Source organism: Candidatus Thiopontia autotrophica (assembly GCA_014384675.1).
GTDB lineage: Bacteria > Pseudomonadota > Gammaproteobacteria.
The window spans coordinates 1-16,901 of the sequence record JACNFK010000027.1; the positions used below are offsets into that span (position 1 = coordinate 1).

General features: G+C 47.6%; 18 protein-coding genes and 2 tRNA genes. 6 read left to right on the top strand and 14 right to left on the bottom strand.

Annotated elements, in window-relative coordinates; translation table 11 throughout:
• Positions 1–98 precede the first annotated feature (98 nt).
• The 7 genes from H8D24_05060 to H8D24_05090 form a co-directional block, all read right to left on the bottom strand.
• Positions 99–172: transfer RNA gene (locus H8D24_05060), tRNA-Gly, on the bottom strand.
• A gap of 56 nt (positions 173–228) precedes the next feature.
• Positions 229–313 (bottom strand) — tRNA-Tyr (locus tag H8D24_05065).
• Positions 314–408: 95 nt separating this feature from the next.
• The gene (locus H8D24_05070) at positions 409–843 is read right to left on the bottom strand and encodes an OsmC family protein (protein MBC8519757.1); all 435 of its coding nucleotides are present in this window, start codon (positions 841–843) and stop codon (positions 409–411) included.
• A gap of 27 nt (positions 844–870) precedes the next feature.
• The gene (gene trpC / locus H8D24_05075) at positions 871–1,668 is read right to left on the bottom strand and encodes an indole-3-glycerol phosphate synthase TrpC (protein ID MBC8519758.1); all 798 of its coding nucleotides are present in this window, start codon (positions 1,666–1,668) and stop codon (positions 871–873) included.
• A gap of 12 nt (positions 1,669–1,680) precedes the next feature.
• A complete protein-coding gene (trpD, locus tag H8D24_05080; GenBank protein ID MBC8519759.1) occupies positions 1,681–2,697 on the bottom strand; it encodes an anthranilate phosphoribosyltransferase in 1,017 nt (338 codons plus the stop codon).
• Between the two features lie 39 nt (positions 2,698–2,736).
• Positions 2,737–3,315 (bottom strand): aminodeoxychorismate/anthranilate synthase component II, encoded by a 579-nt coding sequence (locus tag H8D24_05085; protein ID MBC8519760.1) that lies wholly within the window; start codon positions 3,313–3,315, stop codon positions 2,737–2,739.
• A 41-nt stretch (positions 3,316–3,356) separates the two neighbouring features.
• The gene (locus H8D24_05090; GenBank protein MBC8519761.1) at positions 3,357–3,812 is read right to left on the bottom strand and encodes a YaiI/YqxD family protein; all 456 of its coding nucleotides are present in this window, start codon (positions 3,810–3,812) and stop codon (positions 3,357–3,359) included.
• Positions 3,813–3,828: 16 nt separating this feature from the next.
• On the opposite strand from H8D24_05090, the gene dbpA reads away from it, so the two are divergent.
• The gene (dbpA, locus tag H8D24_05095; GenBank protein ID MBC8519762.1) at positions 3,829–5,208 is read left to right on the top strand and encodes an ATP-dependent RNA helicase DbpA; all 1,380 of its coding nucleotides are present in this window, start codon (positions 3,829–3,831) and stop codon (positions 5,206–5,208) included.
• 115 nt (positions 5,209–5,323) lie between these two features.
• On the top strand, positions 5,324–5,707 hold the full coding sequence (locus H8D24_05100) for a hypothetical protein (GenBank protein MBC8519763.1): 384 nt from the start codon (positions 5,324–5,326) through the stop codon (positions 5,705–5,707).
• Positions 5,708–5,723: 16 nt separating this feature from the next.
• On the opposite strand, the gene H8D24_05105 is transcribed toward H8D24_05100, so the two are convergent.
• From H8D24_05105 to H8D24_05130, 6 genes are all read right to left on the bottom strand, one after another.
• Positions 5,724–7,010 carry a DEAD/DEAH box helicase gene (locus H8D24_05105; protein ID MBC8519764.1) on the bottom strand — a complete coding sequence of 429 codons (1,287 nt, stop codon included), beginning with the start codon at positions 7,008–7,010 and terminating at the stop codon, positions 5,724–5,726.
• Positions 7,011–7,117: 107 nt separating this feature from the next.
• On the bottom strand, positions 7,118–8,359 hold the full coding sequence (ccmI, locus tag H8D24_05110; GenBank protein ID MBC8519765.1) for a c-type cytochrome biogenesis protein CcmI: 1,242 nt from the start codon (positions 8,357–8,359) through the stop codon (positions 7,118–7,120).
• A complete protein-coding gene (locus H8D24_05115; GenBank protein ID MBC8519766.1) occupies positions 8,359–8,841 on the bottom strand; it encodes a cytochrome c-type biogenesis protein CcmH in 483 nt (160 codons plus the stop codon). Before H8D24_05115 ends, ccmI begins: the two co-directional genes overlap by 1 nt.
• A gap of 21 nt (positions 8,842–8,862) precedes the next feature.
• Complete coding sequence (locus tag H8D24_05120; GenBank protein MBC8519767.1) at positions 8,863–9,483, bottom strand: DsbE family thiol:disulfide interchange protein; 621 nt, start codon at positions 9,481–9,483, stop codon at positions 8,863–8,865.
• An 11-nt stretch (positions 9,484–9,494) separates the two neighbouring features.
• Entirely contained in the window at positions 9,495–10,928 is a 1,434-nt protein-coding gene (gene argH, locus H8D24_05125) for an argininosuccinate lyase (protein ID MBC8519768.1), read from the bottom strand.
• A gap of 24 nt (positions 10,929–10,952) precedes the next feature.
• Positions 10,953–11,483, bottom strand: a complete 531-nt coding sequence (locus H8D24_05130; GenBank protein ID MBC8519769.1) for a thioredoxin fold domain-containing protein — start codon at positions 11,481–11,483, stop codon at positions 10,953–10,955.
• Positions 11,484–11,783: 300 nt separating this feature from the next.
• Between H8D24_05130 and hemC the strand changes: the two genes are divergently transcribed.
• The 4 genes from hemC to H8D24_05150 are packed head-to-tail and all read left to right on the top strand — an operon-like array spanning position 11,784 to position 15,936.
• Positions 11,784–12,716 carry a hydroxymethylbilane synthase gene (gene hemC / locus H8D24_05135; GenBank protein MBC8519770.1) on the top strand — a complete coding sequence of 311 codons (933 nt, stop codon included), beginning with the start codon at positions 11,784–11,786 and terminating at the stop codon, positions 12,714–12,716.
• The gene (locus tag H8D24_05140) at positions 12,670–13,497 is read left to right on the top strand and encodes a uroporphyrinogen-III synthase (protein MBC8519771.1); all 828 of its coding nucleotides are present in this window, start codon (positions 12,670–12,672) and stop codon (positions 13,495–13,497) included. Before hemC ends, H8D24_05140 begins: the two co-directional genes overlap by 47 nt.
• A 16-nt stretch (positions 13,498–13,513) precedes the next feature.
• A complete protein-coding gene (locus H8D24_05145; GenBank protein ID MBC8519772.1) occupies positions 13,514–14,704 on the top strand; it encodes a uroporphyrinogen-III C-methyltransferase in 1,191 nt (396 codons plus the stop codon).
• Entirely contained in the window at positions 14,701–15,936 is a 1,236-nt protein-coding gene (locus H8D24_05150) for a hypothetical protein (protein ID MBC8519773.1), read from the top strand. Before H8D24_05145 ends, H8D24_05150 begins: the two co-directional genes overlap by 4 nt.
• On the opposite strand, the gene H8D24_05155 is transcribed toward H8D24_05150, so the two are convergent.
• A complete protein-coding gene (locus H8D24_05155; protein ID MBC8519774.1) occupies positions 15,863–16,882 on the bottom strand; it encodes a CDP-6-deoxy-delta-3,4-glucoseen reductase in 1,020 nt (339 codons plus the stop codon). The two genes, H8D24_05150 and H8D24_05155, sit on opposite strands and share 74 nt — an antisense overlap.
• Positions 16,883–16,901 lie beyond the last annotated feature (19 nt).

The following is a 16,901-nucleotide window of genomic DNA, read 5'->3' on the forward strand; positions in this document are numbered from 1 at the left end:
AACCGGTGACCTCTTCCTTACCAAGGAAGTGCTCTACCGACTGAGCTATATGAGCCTATATATTGCTCAACATTCAAGGCCATTCAACCCCAAAAAACTGGAGCGGGTGATGGGAATCGAACCCACATAATCAGCTTGGAAGGCTGAAGTTCTACCATTGAACTACACCCGCTGAACAACCTTATTTCATGGACTCAATCGTCCAACACTACCTATCTTCACTAAAATTGGTGGAGGGGGGTGGATTCGAACCACCGAAGGCGGAGCCAGCAGATTTACAGTCTGCCCCCTTTGGCCACTCGGGAACCCCTCCGAAAAACAGGAGGCGATATTTTGATGATCTACCTCTCTGCTGTCAACCGATAATCACTAAATTACTGCAAAAAAACGATTTATTTCCGACTCTGCTCAAGAATCATCTGCTTCTGCAGATGATCTAATCTCAAAATCATGGGTAATTTCTACTGAACTCCTCAACATATGTGAAACCGAACAGTATTTTTCGGCTGACATATCAACTGCCCGCTGCACCTTGCTCTCATCTAGGCCATCTCCAACAATAACGTAATGGAGATGCATTTTTTCAAATACCTTTGGAATATCCTCAACACGCTCCCCCTCAATCTCAATCCAACACTTCTCAAGTGGCTGGCGTGCTCGATTCAGGATAAAGACCACATCCATTGCTGTACAGCCACCAGCAGCCAACAAGACCATCTCCATTGGGCGCATACCTGTATTTCTGCCGCCAACTTCCGGAGCACCGTCAATCACAACTGAATGACCACTCCCAGTCTCTCCCACAAACTGCATACCGCCGGTCCATTTCACTGATGATCTCATTTTCATACCAGAACCCTCTTTCTTAAATTAATAAAACAGCTCATTTAACTGCTCCCCAGGATCTTCTGCCCGCATAAATGCCTCCCCTACCAAAAAGGCATTAACCTGATGGTTGCGCATGAGCTGCACATCCTCTTTTTGGTGAATTCCACTCTCCGTAACCACTATTGTCCGTTGCGGAATCTGATCCAACAGCCCCAACGTGGTTTGAAGTGAGGTTTCAAAAGTTCGGAGATTACGATTATTTATCCCCATCAACGGCAGTTTTAGAGGAAGCGCACGCTTCAGTTCGACCTGATCATGCACCTCAACCAGAACATCCATGCCTAACTCATGTGCCAATCCTGACAGATCAGCCATCTGTCCATCCTCAAGTACTGCAACAATCAACAAGATACAGTCTGCACCTATAGCCCTGGCCTCATAGACCTGATAGGGATCAATAATGAAATCCTTACGGATCACCGGAAGACTACAGGCTTCACGTGCCTCAATAAGGTAATCCTCATGACCCTGAAAAAAATCACGATCAGTCAGAATAGATATACATGCCGCCCCGCCCCTCTCATAACTCTTTGCGATTTCTGATGGAATAAAGTTTTCACGTAGCAACCCCTTACTTGGAGATGCTTTCTTGATCTCGGCGATAACTGCTGGATTACCGACAGCAATCTTGCGACGCATGGATTCGACAAACCCACGTACACCAGATGCATCAGCTGCACGCAAAATTAGCTCTTCTGTCCCGATCTTTCTTGAACGTGACGCTATCTCCTCGTTTTTGCGGCAAATTATCTTTTTAAGGATATCTGGAGCATCACTCATGACTGAACCATACTACTGCTGTTGAGAGCAGCTAACCAACCCGTCTAGCTTGGCCCTTGCCTCCCCACTGGCAATCACCTGCTGCGCCTGTTTAACCCCATCCTCCAGTGAACCAGCCAGCCCGGCAACATATATAGCGGCCCCGGCATTAAGTGCAACAATATCACTGGCAGCGCCACTCTCGCCATCCAGTACACTCTGTACAACAGCAAGGCTCTCGCTAGCGTTCTTCACTGAAAGCGACTCAAGCGGTGAGCTATCCATATCAAATTGATCCGGTGTAATAGTATAAGTACTAACCTCACCATCCTTTAGCTCTGCCACCTCTGTTGCCCCGTTAATAGTAATCTCATCCAATCCATCACTACCATGAACCACCATAACATGGCGACTTCCAAGCTGCTTCAGCACCTGGGCTAATGGCTCCACCCATGCTGCATCAAAGACACCAATAACCTGATTTGGAGCCCCTGCCGGATTGGTAAGCGGGCCCAGAAGATTAAATACGGTACGTACAGCCATCTCCTTGCGCGGACCAATTGCATGCTTCATCGCACTGTGATGCATAGGCGCAAACATAAAGCCAACTCCAATCTCATTAATACAGTTTGCTACCTGGTCAGGAGAGAGATCAAGCCTGACCCCTGCCTCCTCCAGCAGATCTGCACTACCTGAACTACTGGAGATAGAACGATTTCCATGTTTGGCAACCTGGCCACCTGCCGCTGCAATTACAAATGTAGAGGCTGTTGAGATATTGAATGTTTTTGCGCCATCCCCTCCAGTTCCTGCAGTATCAACCATATAATCTCCAGAGACTGCTACTGGCGTTGCCAGTTCACGCATAACCGAGGCTGCGGCACTGATCTCATCAACCGTCTCCCCCTTCATTCGTAGACCAACCAGGAAACCTCCAATCTGTGCCTGAGTTGCCTCACCAGTCATGATTGCCTGCATCACCGACTGCATCTCCTCACGACTGAGGTTTCTACCATCGATTACTGCCTGAATAGCTGCCTGAATCTCCATCTTCTTCGTTACCCTTTATTTATAATTTTGAATTCATATCTACCGATCTAAAAAATTCTTCAATAGAGCATGCCCCTCTGCGGTCAAAATTGACTCGGGGTGAAACTGGACACCCTCAATATCCAGCTCCCTATGACGAACCCCCATAATTTCATCCATCGAACCATCACTATTCTCTGTCCATGCCGTAACCTCAAACAGATCGGGCAGACTATCCTTGTCAATCACCAACGAGTGGTAACGAGTTGCCTCCATAGGGTTGGAAAGACCCTTGAATACACCACTATCATTATGGTGAATCATCGAGGTCTTGCCATGCATGATTTCACCAGCATGAACAATCTTCCCTCCGAATGCCTGACCAATGGTTTGGTGCCCAAGACATACTCCAAGAATAGGGAGCTCTCCAGACATCATATTTACTACATCAAGCGAAATCCCCGCCTCATTCGGCGTGCATGGGCCGGGAGAGAGCACAATCTTTTCAGGTGCCAGCTCCCGTATCTGATCAAGTGTAATCTGATCATTTCGGTGTACCTCAACCTCTGCCCCAAGTTCACCAAAATATTGAACCAGGTTATAGGTAAAGGAGTCATAATTGTCGATCATCAAAAGCATCGACAAATCTTATCAAACCCTAATAGCTGCCGCTAAACAATCTACCTTTTTCTCAAGAACTTGCTTAATATCCTGTCCAGCTGATTTGCAAATGCCTGTCTGTCATTCTGGTTTAGAGCAGATGGGCCACCAGTATCGATGCCGCTGGACCTCAAAGTATCCATGAAATCCCTCATCCCCAGTCGTGCCTTTATATTACTGGCGGTATAAAGCTCGCCTCGAGGACTTAGTGCCTCTCCCCCCTTCTCAATCACATCAGCGGCCAGAGGGATATCAGCGGTAACAACAAGATCACCCTCACTCATTCTCTTGACGATCTCGTTATCAGCCACATCAAACCCGGAGGCGACTCGAAGAAAACTGATATATAACGACCTCGGTATGCGTATTGACTGATTTGCCACCAATGTCATCTCCAATTTTGTACGTTCCGCTGCCCGAAAAAGGATATCCTTGATAACCACAGGACAAGCATCTGCATCCACCCATATCTTCATCAGGCCAGTTTACACCATGACCAGCACCAAATTCTCAGCACTACCTATCTCCAAATCCATACTACACAACCTTGAAGGGATCGGTCTAAAACAGATGACCCCTATACAGTCCCAAGCCTTGCCCCATATCCTGAAAAATCGTGATGTCATTGCTCAGGCAAAAACAGGCAGTGGCAAGACAGCAGCTTTTGGTATCGGCCTGTTAAACAGGCTAAATAGAAAAAACTTCAGAGTCCAATCCATAGTCATCTGCCCAACACGAGAATTGGCAGATCAGGTGGCCAAGGAGCTGCGTCGCCTGGCCCGCTTAACTGATAATGTAAAAATCTTGACCCTCTCTGGCGGGGTCCCATTTGGGCCGCAACAGGGGTCTCTTCGTCATGGTGCCCATGTTGTGGTTGGTACACCTGGACGCATACTCAAACATATCGCTAAAAACTCACTCACCCTGGATACACTCGAGACTCTGGTGCTTGACGAGGCTGACCGCATGCTGGACATGGGCTTTATTGAAGAGATCAGCAAAATCATCTCTCATACCCCAGAAAGGCGTCAGACCCTGCTCTTCTCGGCAACCTATCCAGAGGAGATCATGGAGCTAAGCAATACCATACAAAAAAGTGCCATCCATATTCATACCACTTCCAGCGAGAAGGCCAACCCAATCACTGAATACTTCTATGAGGTCTCTCCAGACAACAAGGGCTCCGCACTGATTCAACTGCTATCCCACCATAAGCCAGATAGCGCCATCATTTTCAGCAACACAAAAATTAAAACAGAGACTATTGCCAACACACTCCGTAACAAGGGGATAGCAGCTATGGCCCTTCATGGAGATCTGGAACAGTATCAACGTACAGATGTACTGGTACAGTTCTCAAACCACAGCTGCTCTGTACTAATTGCAACTGATGTAGCTGCAAGAGGGCTGGATATCAAAGAGCTGGGGATGGTTGTGAACTACGATCTGCCCCATGATGAAGAGACCTATATCCACCGTATTGGAAGAACCGGCCGTGCTGGTAGCGAAGGAGTGGCCACCACACTCTTCACTCCGAGTGAGGCCATGAAAGCTGATACCTATAACAATACAAATCGTCTTTTTGAAAACATCAAAACATCATCCGGTACTGACGTCACTAGCCTGACATCAAAAAATCTAACCCTAATGGTTAATGGAGGCAAAAAAGAGAAAATACGACCAGGTGATCTTCTTGGAGCCCTGACAGGTGAAGCCGGAATTGCTGGATCATCGGTAGGAAAAATTGACATTCACGACCACCAGAGTTACGTTGCCATTGCACGTGACTCAATCGATAAAGCCTGTTCACGCCTAAAAAATGGCAAGATAAAGGGGCGTAAATTTTCTGTCAGGATATTGCCCCAAGCCTGATATCCAGAATATTCCTGACCATCCTCAATAAAACTGTGCGACCATACGCATACCTAAATTACAGCAAGGTTTTCTTATGCCAAACAAATGTGGATTACTGCTCGTAGCAGTATTGATGACATCTTCAGCGATTGCTGATGACACACGCAATAGTGCATTTGGTACTCAGGACCAATGGCAATCTCAAGTTGCTGATGATACATATGCTGACGAAACACAAGGCCCGTCAAAAGAGGAAATTATAGAATTTCTAGGCAAGAAATTGGTGCGCTCAATAGAGAAGACATCGTTGCTGGAACAGGAGATCCGCTGTGTTCAGCGTGCAAATAACGATGATGATTCGTTATCAAGATGTTACGAAATTGCGCGCCAAAAAAGGCAGTACTACAAACAGAAACACGGGCTCAATAAGCCACGTCAAAGACGAAATCGCCAGGGGACCGGGGTAATGCCGAACTTTGACGGCATGAGAATGGGAATGATGCCTACACCATGGTAGGAATAGCAGACAACAATTAACTCATTCTGTTTGGCCTGCTCCGAGAACCTCTTTTGGATGCAGATGTTTGGCCTCTTCCTCTCCCTCTATTAGCCCGTTTTCCTGGGTGCTTGCGCCCCGCTTTTCCTCCTCCCCGGCCACTCTTGACAGGCTCCGCCTTTATTGATGGATCTACTTCATAACCTGGAATAACCTTTTTAGATATCTCCCGTTTCAGCAGTCGCTCAATATCTCTCAATAACCCATGCTCATCCACACAAACCAGGGATGCCGCCTCACCCTCATTTCCAGCGCGCCCAGTTCGGCCAATACGGTGAACATAATCTTCCGGCACATTTGGTAGCTCAAAATTCACCACATGGGGCAGCTGGTCAATATCCAATCCACGGGCGGCAATATCTGTTGCCACCAGTACTCTGACATCCCCTCGTTTAAAGCCTGCCAGAGCCCTGGTACGAGCCCCCTGACTTTTATTGCCATGAATTGCGGACGCGGTCAGACCATCCTTTTCCAACTGCTTTGCCAACCTGTTGGCACCATGTTTGGTTCTGGTGAATACCAGCACCTGACGCCAATTCTTGGAGCCAATCATATGTGATAAAAGTTCACGTTTACGTTTTTTGTCAACCGGATAGATAACCTGATCAACTGTCTCAGCTGTGGTATTTTGACGTGCAACCTCAATCAGCTCAGGATTGTTTAGCAGATCATTTGCCAACTGTTTAATCTTGTTTGAGTAGGTGGCCGAGAACAGTAGATTCTGACGTTCACGAGGCATCAGTTTCAGCACTCTACGAATATCATGGATAAAACCCATATCCAGCATACGGTCAGCCTCGTCCAACACCAGGATCTCTACATGAGAAAGGTCCACAGTTTTCTGTTGGGCATGATCAAGCAGACGCCCCGGTGTAGCAACCAGAACATCTACCCCATGACGTAATTTTTGGATCTGTGGATTGATTTTTACTCCGCCAAAAATCACTGTGGAGCGCAGTGGCAAATGTCTTCCATAAGTCTCTATGCTCTCACCAACCTGAGCAGCCAGCTCTCTGGTGGGGGTCAACACCAGGGCACGTACGGGTCTTCTCCCTTTTCCCTGCGCATGTTTAAGCAGCAGCTCGAGCAGAGGCAGAGTAAAACCTGCTGTCTTACCAGTACCAGTCTGGGCACCAGCAAGAACATCCTTGCCTTGTAGTATTACCGGGATGGCCTGAAACTGAATTGGCGTTGGTTCACTATAGCCCTGTTCTGTTACAGCACGCATGATTTCGGCCGACAGGCCGAGAGATTCAAAAGACATGTTTTAAGGTTTTCCTTGGGAAATTACACTATTGGTAATTACAGGTATTAGATTACCATCCAGACCATCATTAAAATGAATGCAATGGCAATGTAGATCAACACTCTCTATTCTACTATCTGGTTAATCACGAGTTTTATTGTATCGGTTTGACTGGTTGTGGTTTCAACTGTACCGACCAGGTCTCCTGACCCACCAGTTGCAACCCCGCTTTTTGAGACTTTTGCCCCAACCACAATCTGGTCTGCGGATGACAGGTTATTGCTAGCTATCATGGCCATAGTGTCATCAAGCTGAATAGTTGTTGGGAGTGATGCAACTGTCAGACGCTGAGCCGCCAAGGGTGGCCCCTTTTTGCCCTGTGCCTTTGCATAAATAAAGACTACATCCTCTGCACTAACCATCTCCTGTAGAGACTGGTCAAGAGCGACTGCAACAGTCAAGACCGTACCTGCAGGCACTGCTACCAGTTTCAGCAGCGCTGTTTTCTCACGCCCCAACTGCTCCTGAGCCTCATACGCTGCCTCATTGATCATGTTTACAATTTCCGGATCATCGGTAGGTGCGGTATTGGCCAGGCGCTCCCAAAAACCTAATGCCTTCTCATATTTACCAAGATCGAAATATGCGTGGCCAGAGATCCAGAGCGCATCTCTGTTGGTTGGATCAATATCCAGAGCTCTAGTAAGCTGGTCGACAGGTTTCCCCATCCAGGAACCACCATTACGTGTTGCCAGAGCCTCGCCATACTCCATAAACAGCTGAGAGTCGACACTCTCACCCATCTTCTCTATTGCCCTCTCGTACACATTTACAATCTCCGAGTTGCGCCCCAGAACTTCGTACGATTTTGCCAACATCATCCAGCCCTCCGAGTTATCCGGATTCTGCTCCAGTTTTTTCTCCAACTGGGCAACTACATCCTCAAAGTTTTTTGTACTTTGCTGCTGTTGTGCTGATGCGGATGCCACTTTTACATTAATAGCCTCTGGGGCACCAATCTTCCCATAGATACCAAAAGCGATCAGGGGCACCAGCACTATGGCAATTAGTGCGCCGACACGCCCAGCAGAGCTGTTCTGCTCCACCTTGTGCTCTTCCCCTTCAAGATCTGCCAATAACTCTCTTTTCAGATCAGCCTCTGCCTGCTCAAACTGTTCACTACTGATCTCACCACTCTCACGATCATCCTTTAGCTCCTCCAGACGCTGTTGGAAGATGGTTAAATTTGTCTCTCGTCGTGCTACTCCAACAGTTTTTCCTCTACCAAGCAGTGGAGGCAACAAGAAAAACAGGGCGATGGCAACCATTACAATGGAGCCTGACCAAAACATTACTTCACTACTCATCATTTCAACACCTCATCCAGCTGTTTCTGCTCGTCTGCACTTAAACTTGTCTCTTCTGCCACCTCTTCCGTAGCCACTTTACGTTGTCTGCGAACCTGCAACACCAACATAACTCCACCAATCGGGACCAACAACAGTGGCAATCCCCATAATAGCCAGGTTCGTGAGTCAACTGCTGGACGATATAGCACAAAGTCACCATAACGAACCACAAACCACTCTCTGATCTCTGTGTCTGTCTTGCCTTGCTGTATCATCTCGTAAACCTTGGTTCGATGATCTCTGGCAAGATCTGCATTGGAGCCTGCAATATTTGTATTTTGACACTTCACACAACGAATCTCTTCAATCAAAGCTTTGTAGCGATCCTCTTCAGCCTGAGTATTAAACGAAAAACTATCAATTGGTGCTGCGTTTGTGGCTGTAGAAATAAGCAGCAGTGAGGCTGCCAAGACGGTCTTAACCATACTCCATAAATTCATTTTCATAATTCTCCTCCTGGATTATCCCTTTGGCAAACACCTGCCATCCGCTGCTCTCATCTTGCGAATTATGGCCATTATATTACCCACATTATTTTTGACCTCTTGAGAGTTTTCCGGATTTGGATACTCGAGGTCATTGAGTGGCCCCGTAATACGTTCACAAATTCTCCCTTCCACATCAATTAGATAGGTCTCAGGTGCGCCAGTCACCGCCCACTCAAGACCAGCAATATTATCCCCATCATCTCCTGTCTTGTCGTATGGATTACCCAAAACGTCAAGCCAGCGTATTGCAGCAGCTCTGCTGCCACCAGACTCTTCTCTGTCTTTCCAGTTAATACTGTAGATAGGAACATCCTCGGTAGCTGCCAGACGCATCAGCACATCATGCTCTGCACGACATGCTGGGCACCAGGTCGCCCATACATTGAGAAGAGTTACCTGACCATTCAGGTCTGCTCGAGAAAAACGCTCCCCAGGAACGAGCAGGTCAGGCAGATCAAACTCTGGCGACAACTTGCCTATCATTGGGGAATCATCACTCTCGTGGCGTGGATTCAAGTAGAGCCCCACATAAAGGAGCACAAACAGAAGAACAATAATAGTGACGGGAAGTATTGCCCGTGAACGTGAAGCCATCTCTAATTTCCTTAATATGACTGATCTTGAAACGAGGCAGTACCGGAAAGCTCTTCCGCTTTTCTGCGTCTGGCCCTGCGCACTGCCGCATGAACCTGCTCTGGTGCCGTGCCTCCCCGATGGTTACGAGCAGCAACCGACCCTTCCAGAGTTAACACCTCAAATACATCTTCCTTGATGACATCAGAAAACTGCTGAAGTTCCGCCAATGTCATCTCTGCCAGATCTTTTCCTTGTTCGATACCATACCGAACCGCCTTGCCCACAATCTCGTGAGAATCGCGGAATGGAACACCCGCACGTACCACATAATCTGCCAGGTCTGTTGCTGTAGAAAAGCCCCGACCTGCTGCGTTGCGAGTATTCTCTATATTAACAACCACTGTAGGCATCATGTCTGCGTAGACCTTAAGTGATCCCTTTAGAGTATCCACCGTATCAAACAGCGGCTCCTTGTCTTCCTGGTTATCCTTGTTATATGCCAGTGGCTGCCCCTTCATCAGGGTAAGCAGTCCGATCATATGACCATAAACCCGCCCGGTCTTGCCTCTTACCAACTCAGGAACATCAGGATTTTTCTTCTGCGGCATTATTGATGAGCCGGTACAGAAACTATCTGGCAATTCGATGAAGCTGAATAGGTCAGAGGTCCAGAGCACCAACTCCTCAGAAAAGCGTGATAGATGCATCATCAGCAGTGATGCAGCGGCGGTGAATTCAATAGAGAAATCACGATCACTTACCGCATCCAGCGAGTTTTCGGCAGGGGCATCAAAACCAAGCAATTTGGCCGTCATAAAACGATCTATCGGATAGGTTGTCCCTGCCAGGGCCGCAGCACCAAGAGGCATGACATTCACTCGTTTGCGACAATCAGTCAGTCTGCCATGATCACGGACCAGCATCTCGTGCCATGCCATCATGTGATGACCAAAGGTGATTGGCTGTGCCGTCTGCAGATGGGTAAAGCCGGGCATTATAGTCTCCGCCTCACGCTCAGCCAGTATCAGTAACCCCTCTTGCAGGCGGTCTATCTCTGCCAGAATGGCATCAATCTCATCTCGTAGCCAAAGACGAATATCTGTTGCAACCTGATCATTACGAGAACGTCCTGTATGCAGTTTTTTACCGACATCGCCAATCTTCTGGACCAATTTGGACTCGATATTCATATGCACATCTTCCAGAGCAATTGACCATTTGAAAGAGCCACTTCTAATCTCTTCAAGAATCTCTTCCAGACCCTCAATAATCTGATCACGCTCTTCAGCGGCAATAACATCTACCTCAGCCAACATCCTGGCATGTGCAATTGATCCACGGATATCATAATCCGCCATACGCTGATCAAAGGTTACAGAAGCTGTAAATGCCTCAACAAAGAGATCTGTCGGCTCGGTAAAACGTCCTGTCCAGGGCTTTTCGGTTGTTTCTGGTTGTTCCATATCTTAATTACTACTCTAATTTCTTTAGGGCAAAAGCCGTTTCATGGCATCCGTTGCTCTTACCAGAGATTCATCTATATAGGCACTGACAAAATCGCGCACCCCCAGACCAATCATCCTCTTCTGAACCTCTTTTCCCTTTCCATCAAGAAAGAGTAGGGTTGGTGTCACCCAGACCCCATAATCCTGACTCAGATCAGTTGGCGCTACAGACTCCCCAGAGAAACCAATGATATCGTCAAAACTGTCCAGATGAATCTTTCGTATCAGAACCTTGTCGTCATAATCCCGATTACGCAATAGCGGAACCAGATAATCTGACTCCATCACCATACAGTAAGGACACTCTTCCGCTGACACCATAAGCAGAAGCGGTACCTCTCGTTGTGTTGCAAGCTGGCCATCCCTCTGCAGGTTGGCGCTTACAATCACATGCTCCACAGCTTCCGGTGTGCCTGCTACAGCAACACTGCTCAATGAGCTCAGTATAAGTACGGATATGATGACTGTTCTGAATAAATCACCAAAAAACTGCTTGTCCATCTGTAGAGACATCGCCTCCTCTTTCCTCTGTTACTATCGTTACGGAAGCTATGATTTAAGTCACTTCGTGACTCAATCAGAGTCTCCTTACAAATTATCCTATGGGGGAAGGGTTATATTTCAGTACATTATAGTAGCACCTGTACAGACCTTCTCCAAAACCCCATCCCATTGGGCTTTTTCAGAGATTCCTTACCGCAGGCAATATTGATTACCCGCAGTGGTATACTCTCACGAATTCAAAAACTGAGTCATTGTACCCCCCACACTTCGGTAACCCAAAGAAAAACATAAATAAAGAGAGATTCATCAATGTCATCCAAGCTTCGAATTGCAACCAGAAAGAGTCCACTAGCACTGTGGCAGGCTGAATATGTAAAAAGTCGTCTACTTGAAATCCATCATGATCTTGAGGTTGAGCTTGTAACCATGAGCACAAAAGGGGATAAAATTCTGGACACTCCACTAGCAAAAATCGGAGGCAAGGGGTTGTTTGTAAAGGAGTTGGAGGCACGAATGCTTGAAGGTGACTGTGATATTGCGGTTCACTCAATGAAAGATGTTCCGATGGAGTTCCCTGAAGGACTGTTTCTTCCAGTCATATGTGAACGTGAGGTTCCGCTGGATGCATTTGTCTCCAACCAATATGAGAGTTTTGAAGATCTTCCTCATGGTGCCAGGGTTGGAACATCCAGCCTGCGTCGCAAGTGTCAACTGCTTGACCTAAGACCTGATCTTGAGATTCTTGATCTACGTGGCAATGTAAACACTCGTCTGAGAAAACTTGATGAGGGAGAATTTGATGCCATTATACTAGCCTCTGCCGGGCTGATTCGTCTGGAGATGGCAGAGAGAATCCGTAGCAGAATCCAGCCTGAGGTAATTCTTCCGGCAGTTGGTCAAGGGGCAGTTGGGATCGAATGCCGAACCGGGGATCAGCGTGTGCTTGATATTATTGAACCTCTTAATGATCATGAAACATCCATTCGAGTCCGTGCAGAACGTGCTCTCAACCACCGTCTGGAAGGTGGATGCCAGGTCCCTATTGGTAGCTACTCAATTTTGGAGGGGAGCGAGATCTATCTGCGTGGTCTCGTAGGAGCTGTGGATGGCTCCGAGATTATTCGTAAAGAGATTCGTGGTTCACAGGATGATGCCGAGTCTCTCGGTGTCGAGGTTGCGGAACAGTTGCTGGCAAATGGGGCCAAAGAGATCCTTCAAGAGCTATACGACAGTGCCGAATGAGTTACGACTGAATGGCAAGGGCATTCTGGTTACCCGCCCAGCCCACCAGGCGCAGCAACTGATCAAGCAGATTGAGTCTCACGGAGGTGTTGTATTCCCCTTTCCGGTTATGGAAATTATCCAGCCACGGGATATCACACCAGCACTAACACTGTTCCATCATCTTGACCGTTTTGACATAGCTATTTTCATCAGTGCCAATGCTGCACGTATTGGGGTGGAGATGATGCAGCAAGAGGGGGATATCCCAAAAACCATTCAGTTTGCTGCAGTTGGATTGGCAACTGCCCGTGCTCTGGAGATGGCTGGATATTCCGCTGATATTCTTCCAGAGAACAGTTTTGATAGCGAAGGATTACTGGCAACCCCACAGCTACAGGATATCAACGGTAAAAACATACTGATTATTCGAGGCGAAGGGGGGAGAGAGCTTCTTGCAAAAACGCTTCGTGATCGTGGCGGAGCTGTTACCTATGCAGAGATCTATCGCAGAACTATCCCCCAGACAGATCCGTCACCAATCATTGAAGCCTGGAAACATAACAGTATTCATGCGGCAGTTATAACCAGTAACCAGGGGCTGACCAATCTGATGCAGATGGTAGGTAAAGCTGGTGAACAATTCTTGTTACAAACCCCTCTGGTAGTAATAAGTGAACGTACCAGAGAGGTTGCCAGAGAGAGTGGTTTCAGTGGCAAATTGATGCTGGCAACACCACCCAGCGATGATGCAATCCTTGATACACTCAGCAGATGGGCGCAAAAGAACAGCGACAGCTAAAAAGGCACAATCTGGCATGAGCAGAAGGCGAGAAGACATTATCGATGCGGAGGTTCTATCTGAACATAGCAACTCCCCTTTTTTGAATACACAGAACCTTACGATAATTGGGGGGGCAATACTTGCACTAACCGTTCTGGCTGGAATCGTCTGGCTTCTTACCCAATCCATGCAGCAAGAGAACCAGACTGCATCAGAGAGTGCGGCCAAAAACAGCCTGGAGATAGCGGCAATAGAGAGACGCATTACAACAACTGTTCAAGATATTGAGAAGAGAGCACAGAACAGGGAGGATGCAAATATAGCGTACCAATCCAGCCAACAGAAAAAACTTTCAGCCCTTGGCAACAGCTTTAACAAAAAACTGGAGCAGCAAAGCACTCTGCTGCAGAGATCTATCGACTCGAACATAAGAGAGACCCAGCAACTCAACCAGAGCATTGCCACTCTGGCAAGGCGCATTGAACAGAGAGAAGATAATCTCCATCTCTCTGCAGCGCTACGTCTACTCCAGATTGCTGAAGAGCAATTAATGATCGTCAACAATCTAGAGACAACAAAACAGGCTCTGACCCAGGCAAACAGACAGCTTGGTGAGAGTGGTGACCCCACACTGCTCCCAATTCAAGGGATGATCAGAGAGGAGATCAGGCTGGTGAACCAGGTCAGTCTGCCTGACATCTATGCGGCCACAACAAAACTGACTACACTAATTAACAGCATTGACACCATTCCATTCCCATCTACCAACAAATTCGGCGGGGAGCCTAACCCTGAAAATACCGTAGCACAGAATCCTGCTGATGAATCATCAATATGGGATTGGGAAAATATCCTGCACAAGATATGGCAGGATCTGCTCACTCTGGTGCGTGTAGAGAAGAGAGAGCAGGAGTTACCGGCAATAACCTCACTGGCCGGGCAACAGAGCAGCAGGCAAATTCTTCAGCTTCGTCTGGAACAGGCACAGAGCGCCCTGTTATTAAGAGACGGTGAACTCTTTCGGGATCGCATCAACAGTGCCGAGGAGTGGGTAAAGATTTTTGATCAGAAGAGCACGGTGACAACAGCCATGCAGCAGCAACTTGCTGAGCTAAAATCCATCCAGCTCTCCCCTGTTCTGCCGTTAATAGGGCAGGCACATAAAAAACTAAAAGAGATTCTGAAAGAATCTCCCAACGAGCTGGCGGAAGAGCTGATCGAATGAGGCGCATCCTGATCCTCACCCTGCTGCTGGTTACAACAAGCATTGTTGCCCTGCAATTAAGAGGGCACAGTGGTCACATCATGCTGGAAATAGGTGAATGGACCATTGAGACCAGTGTCAGTTTTGCCATCACTGCCACTTTTGTAACATTTTCACTGCTGTTGCTGCTTGTTCGTATCCTGTTGCGTTTCATCCATGCTCCACGGGATATTGGCATATGGCGTAATCGACAAAAAACCAGACGAGCTCAAGCAGACCTGAATAGAGGGATGATCACCCTGGCTGAAGGCAACTGGAAGAAGGCTGAGAAACTGCTTGGGCAGTCTGCTGCAAATAGTGATAACCCACTGATGCACTATCTGGGTGCTGCCAATGCTGCACAACACCAACACTCTGATGAACGTAGAGACCACTATCTGAAACTTGCCCATCAAGCGGCTCCAAATGCCGATTTTGTTATTCGACTAACCCAAGCCGAACAACAGGTTGCCCATCAACAATATGATGATGCACTAGATACACTTACCCATCTGAGAAAACAGAAACCGAACCATCCAAAACTGCTTCGACTGTTGGCGCAAACACTCACAGCACAAAAGCAGTGGTCTCAACTGCTTGGACTGACTCCAGTTTTACGTAAAAGAAAAAGCATGGGCAGTGATGAACTGGCACAACTGGAACATCACGGACAGATTCAACTTTTAACAGAGAGCGCAAAATCCGGGAATGATGATGCACTGCAACAGCAGTGGAAGCAGTTCTCACGCGGCGACCATAAAAACCCAAAACTTATCTATCACTATGCAAACTTGCTAAACAGACAAGGTGATGGCAGCTTAAGTGAGAAGTTGCTGTACAAGGAGATTAAACGGCAATGGTCCGATGATCTAGTCTCTCTCTATGGAGTAATACAATCAGATTCTACAGACCAGCAGATTCAAAATGCCGAAAAGTGGCTAAAACACCACGCCGACAGTGCAGCACTTCATCTTGTTCTGGGAAGACTCTATCTAAAAAATGAGATATGGGGACAAGCTGAACAACACCTGAAGAAGAGCATTGAAATTTCCCCAAGTCATGATGCCTATCAGGAGATGGGGATCATCAGAAAAACAAATGGTGACCCTGCTGGCGCCCTGGAATATTACGAAAAATCCTCTACCTTCCTGCCTCCCCAGCCACTTCAAACGAGTCAAAGTAGAGATGATCTGCTGTTAACCCAAGAGCACTAAAGGCACTTTTTCCAGCATCTATCATCACCGGTGGGCCAGCCATATAGATATCTACTGCGGAGAGATCAGAGTGGTCCTCCACAACAGCCTCATGCACGTAACCTCTGCGTCCACTCCATGACTCGTCCGCGGCAGAGAGCACGGGAATGTAACTGATGTTCTCATGACTATCTGCCCACTCTCTGGCAAGACTATCCAGGTAGAGATCATCATGACCTCTGGCTCCCCAGTAGATCTTGATGTGGTTATCCATCCCCATTTCAATGGCGTGCTCCACCATACCCTTGATAGGCGCAAATCCTGTACCGCCAGCAACCAAGATCAGATCATTAGCTGAGTCCTCACGCAAGAAGAAGGTGCCCAGAGGTCCCTCAACACGGAGAATGTCCTTCTCCTTCATCTCATTGAAGACATGGGGAGTAAAGAGACCCCCATCAACCCTGCGCAGATGTAGCTCGATCTCCGAGTTGTTGTGTGGGGCATTGGCGATCGAAAATGCGCGGCGACGATTGCCTTCCAGAATAACCTCAATATATTGCCCAGCGAGAAATTGCAGACTCTCATCCTCTGGCTGCTTCAGACAGAGACGAATCACATCCTCAGCCAGATGCTCAATCTTTGAGACCTTGACCGGCATGGTTCTAACCTCAATCTCCTCCACCGCCACCAGCTCATGCACCTCAACCACCAGATCACTCTTTGCCTCTGCCTTACAACAGATTACAACATCGTTGGCCAGCTCATCTTCTGTCAGAGATTGTGCGTTGTACTCATCCTGATACTCGTACTCACCAGAAACCACCTTTGCCTTACAGGCTCCGCAAAAACCGTTCTGGCAGCCGAATGGAAACCCAATCCCATGCGCCAGCGCTCCATCAAGAATAGTTTCACCATCAGATAACTCGAACTCTTTGCCGCTTGGTTGTAGCTGGACACGATTAGACATTTATTTTTTCCTGTACTTT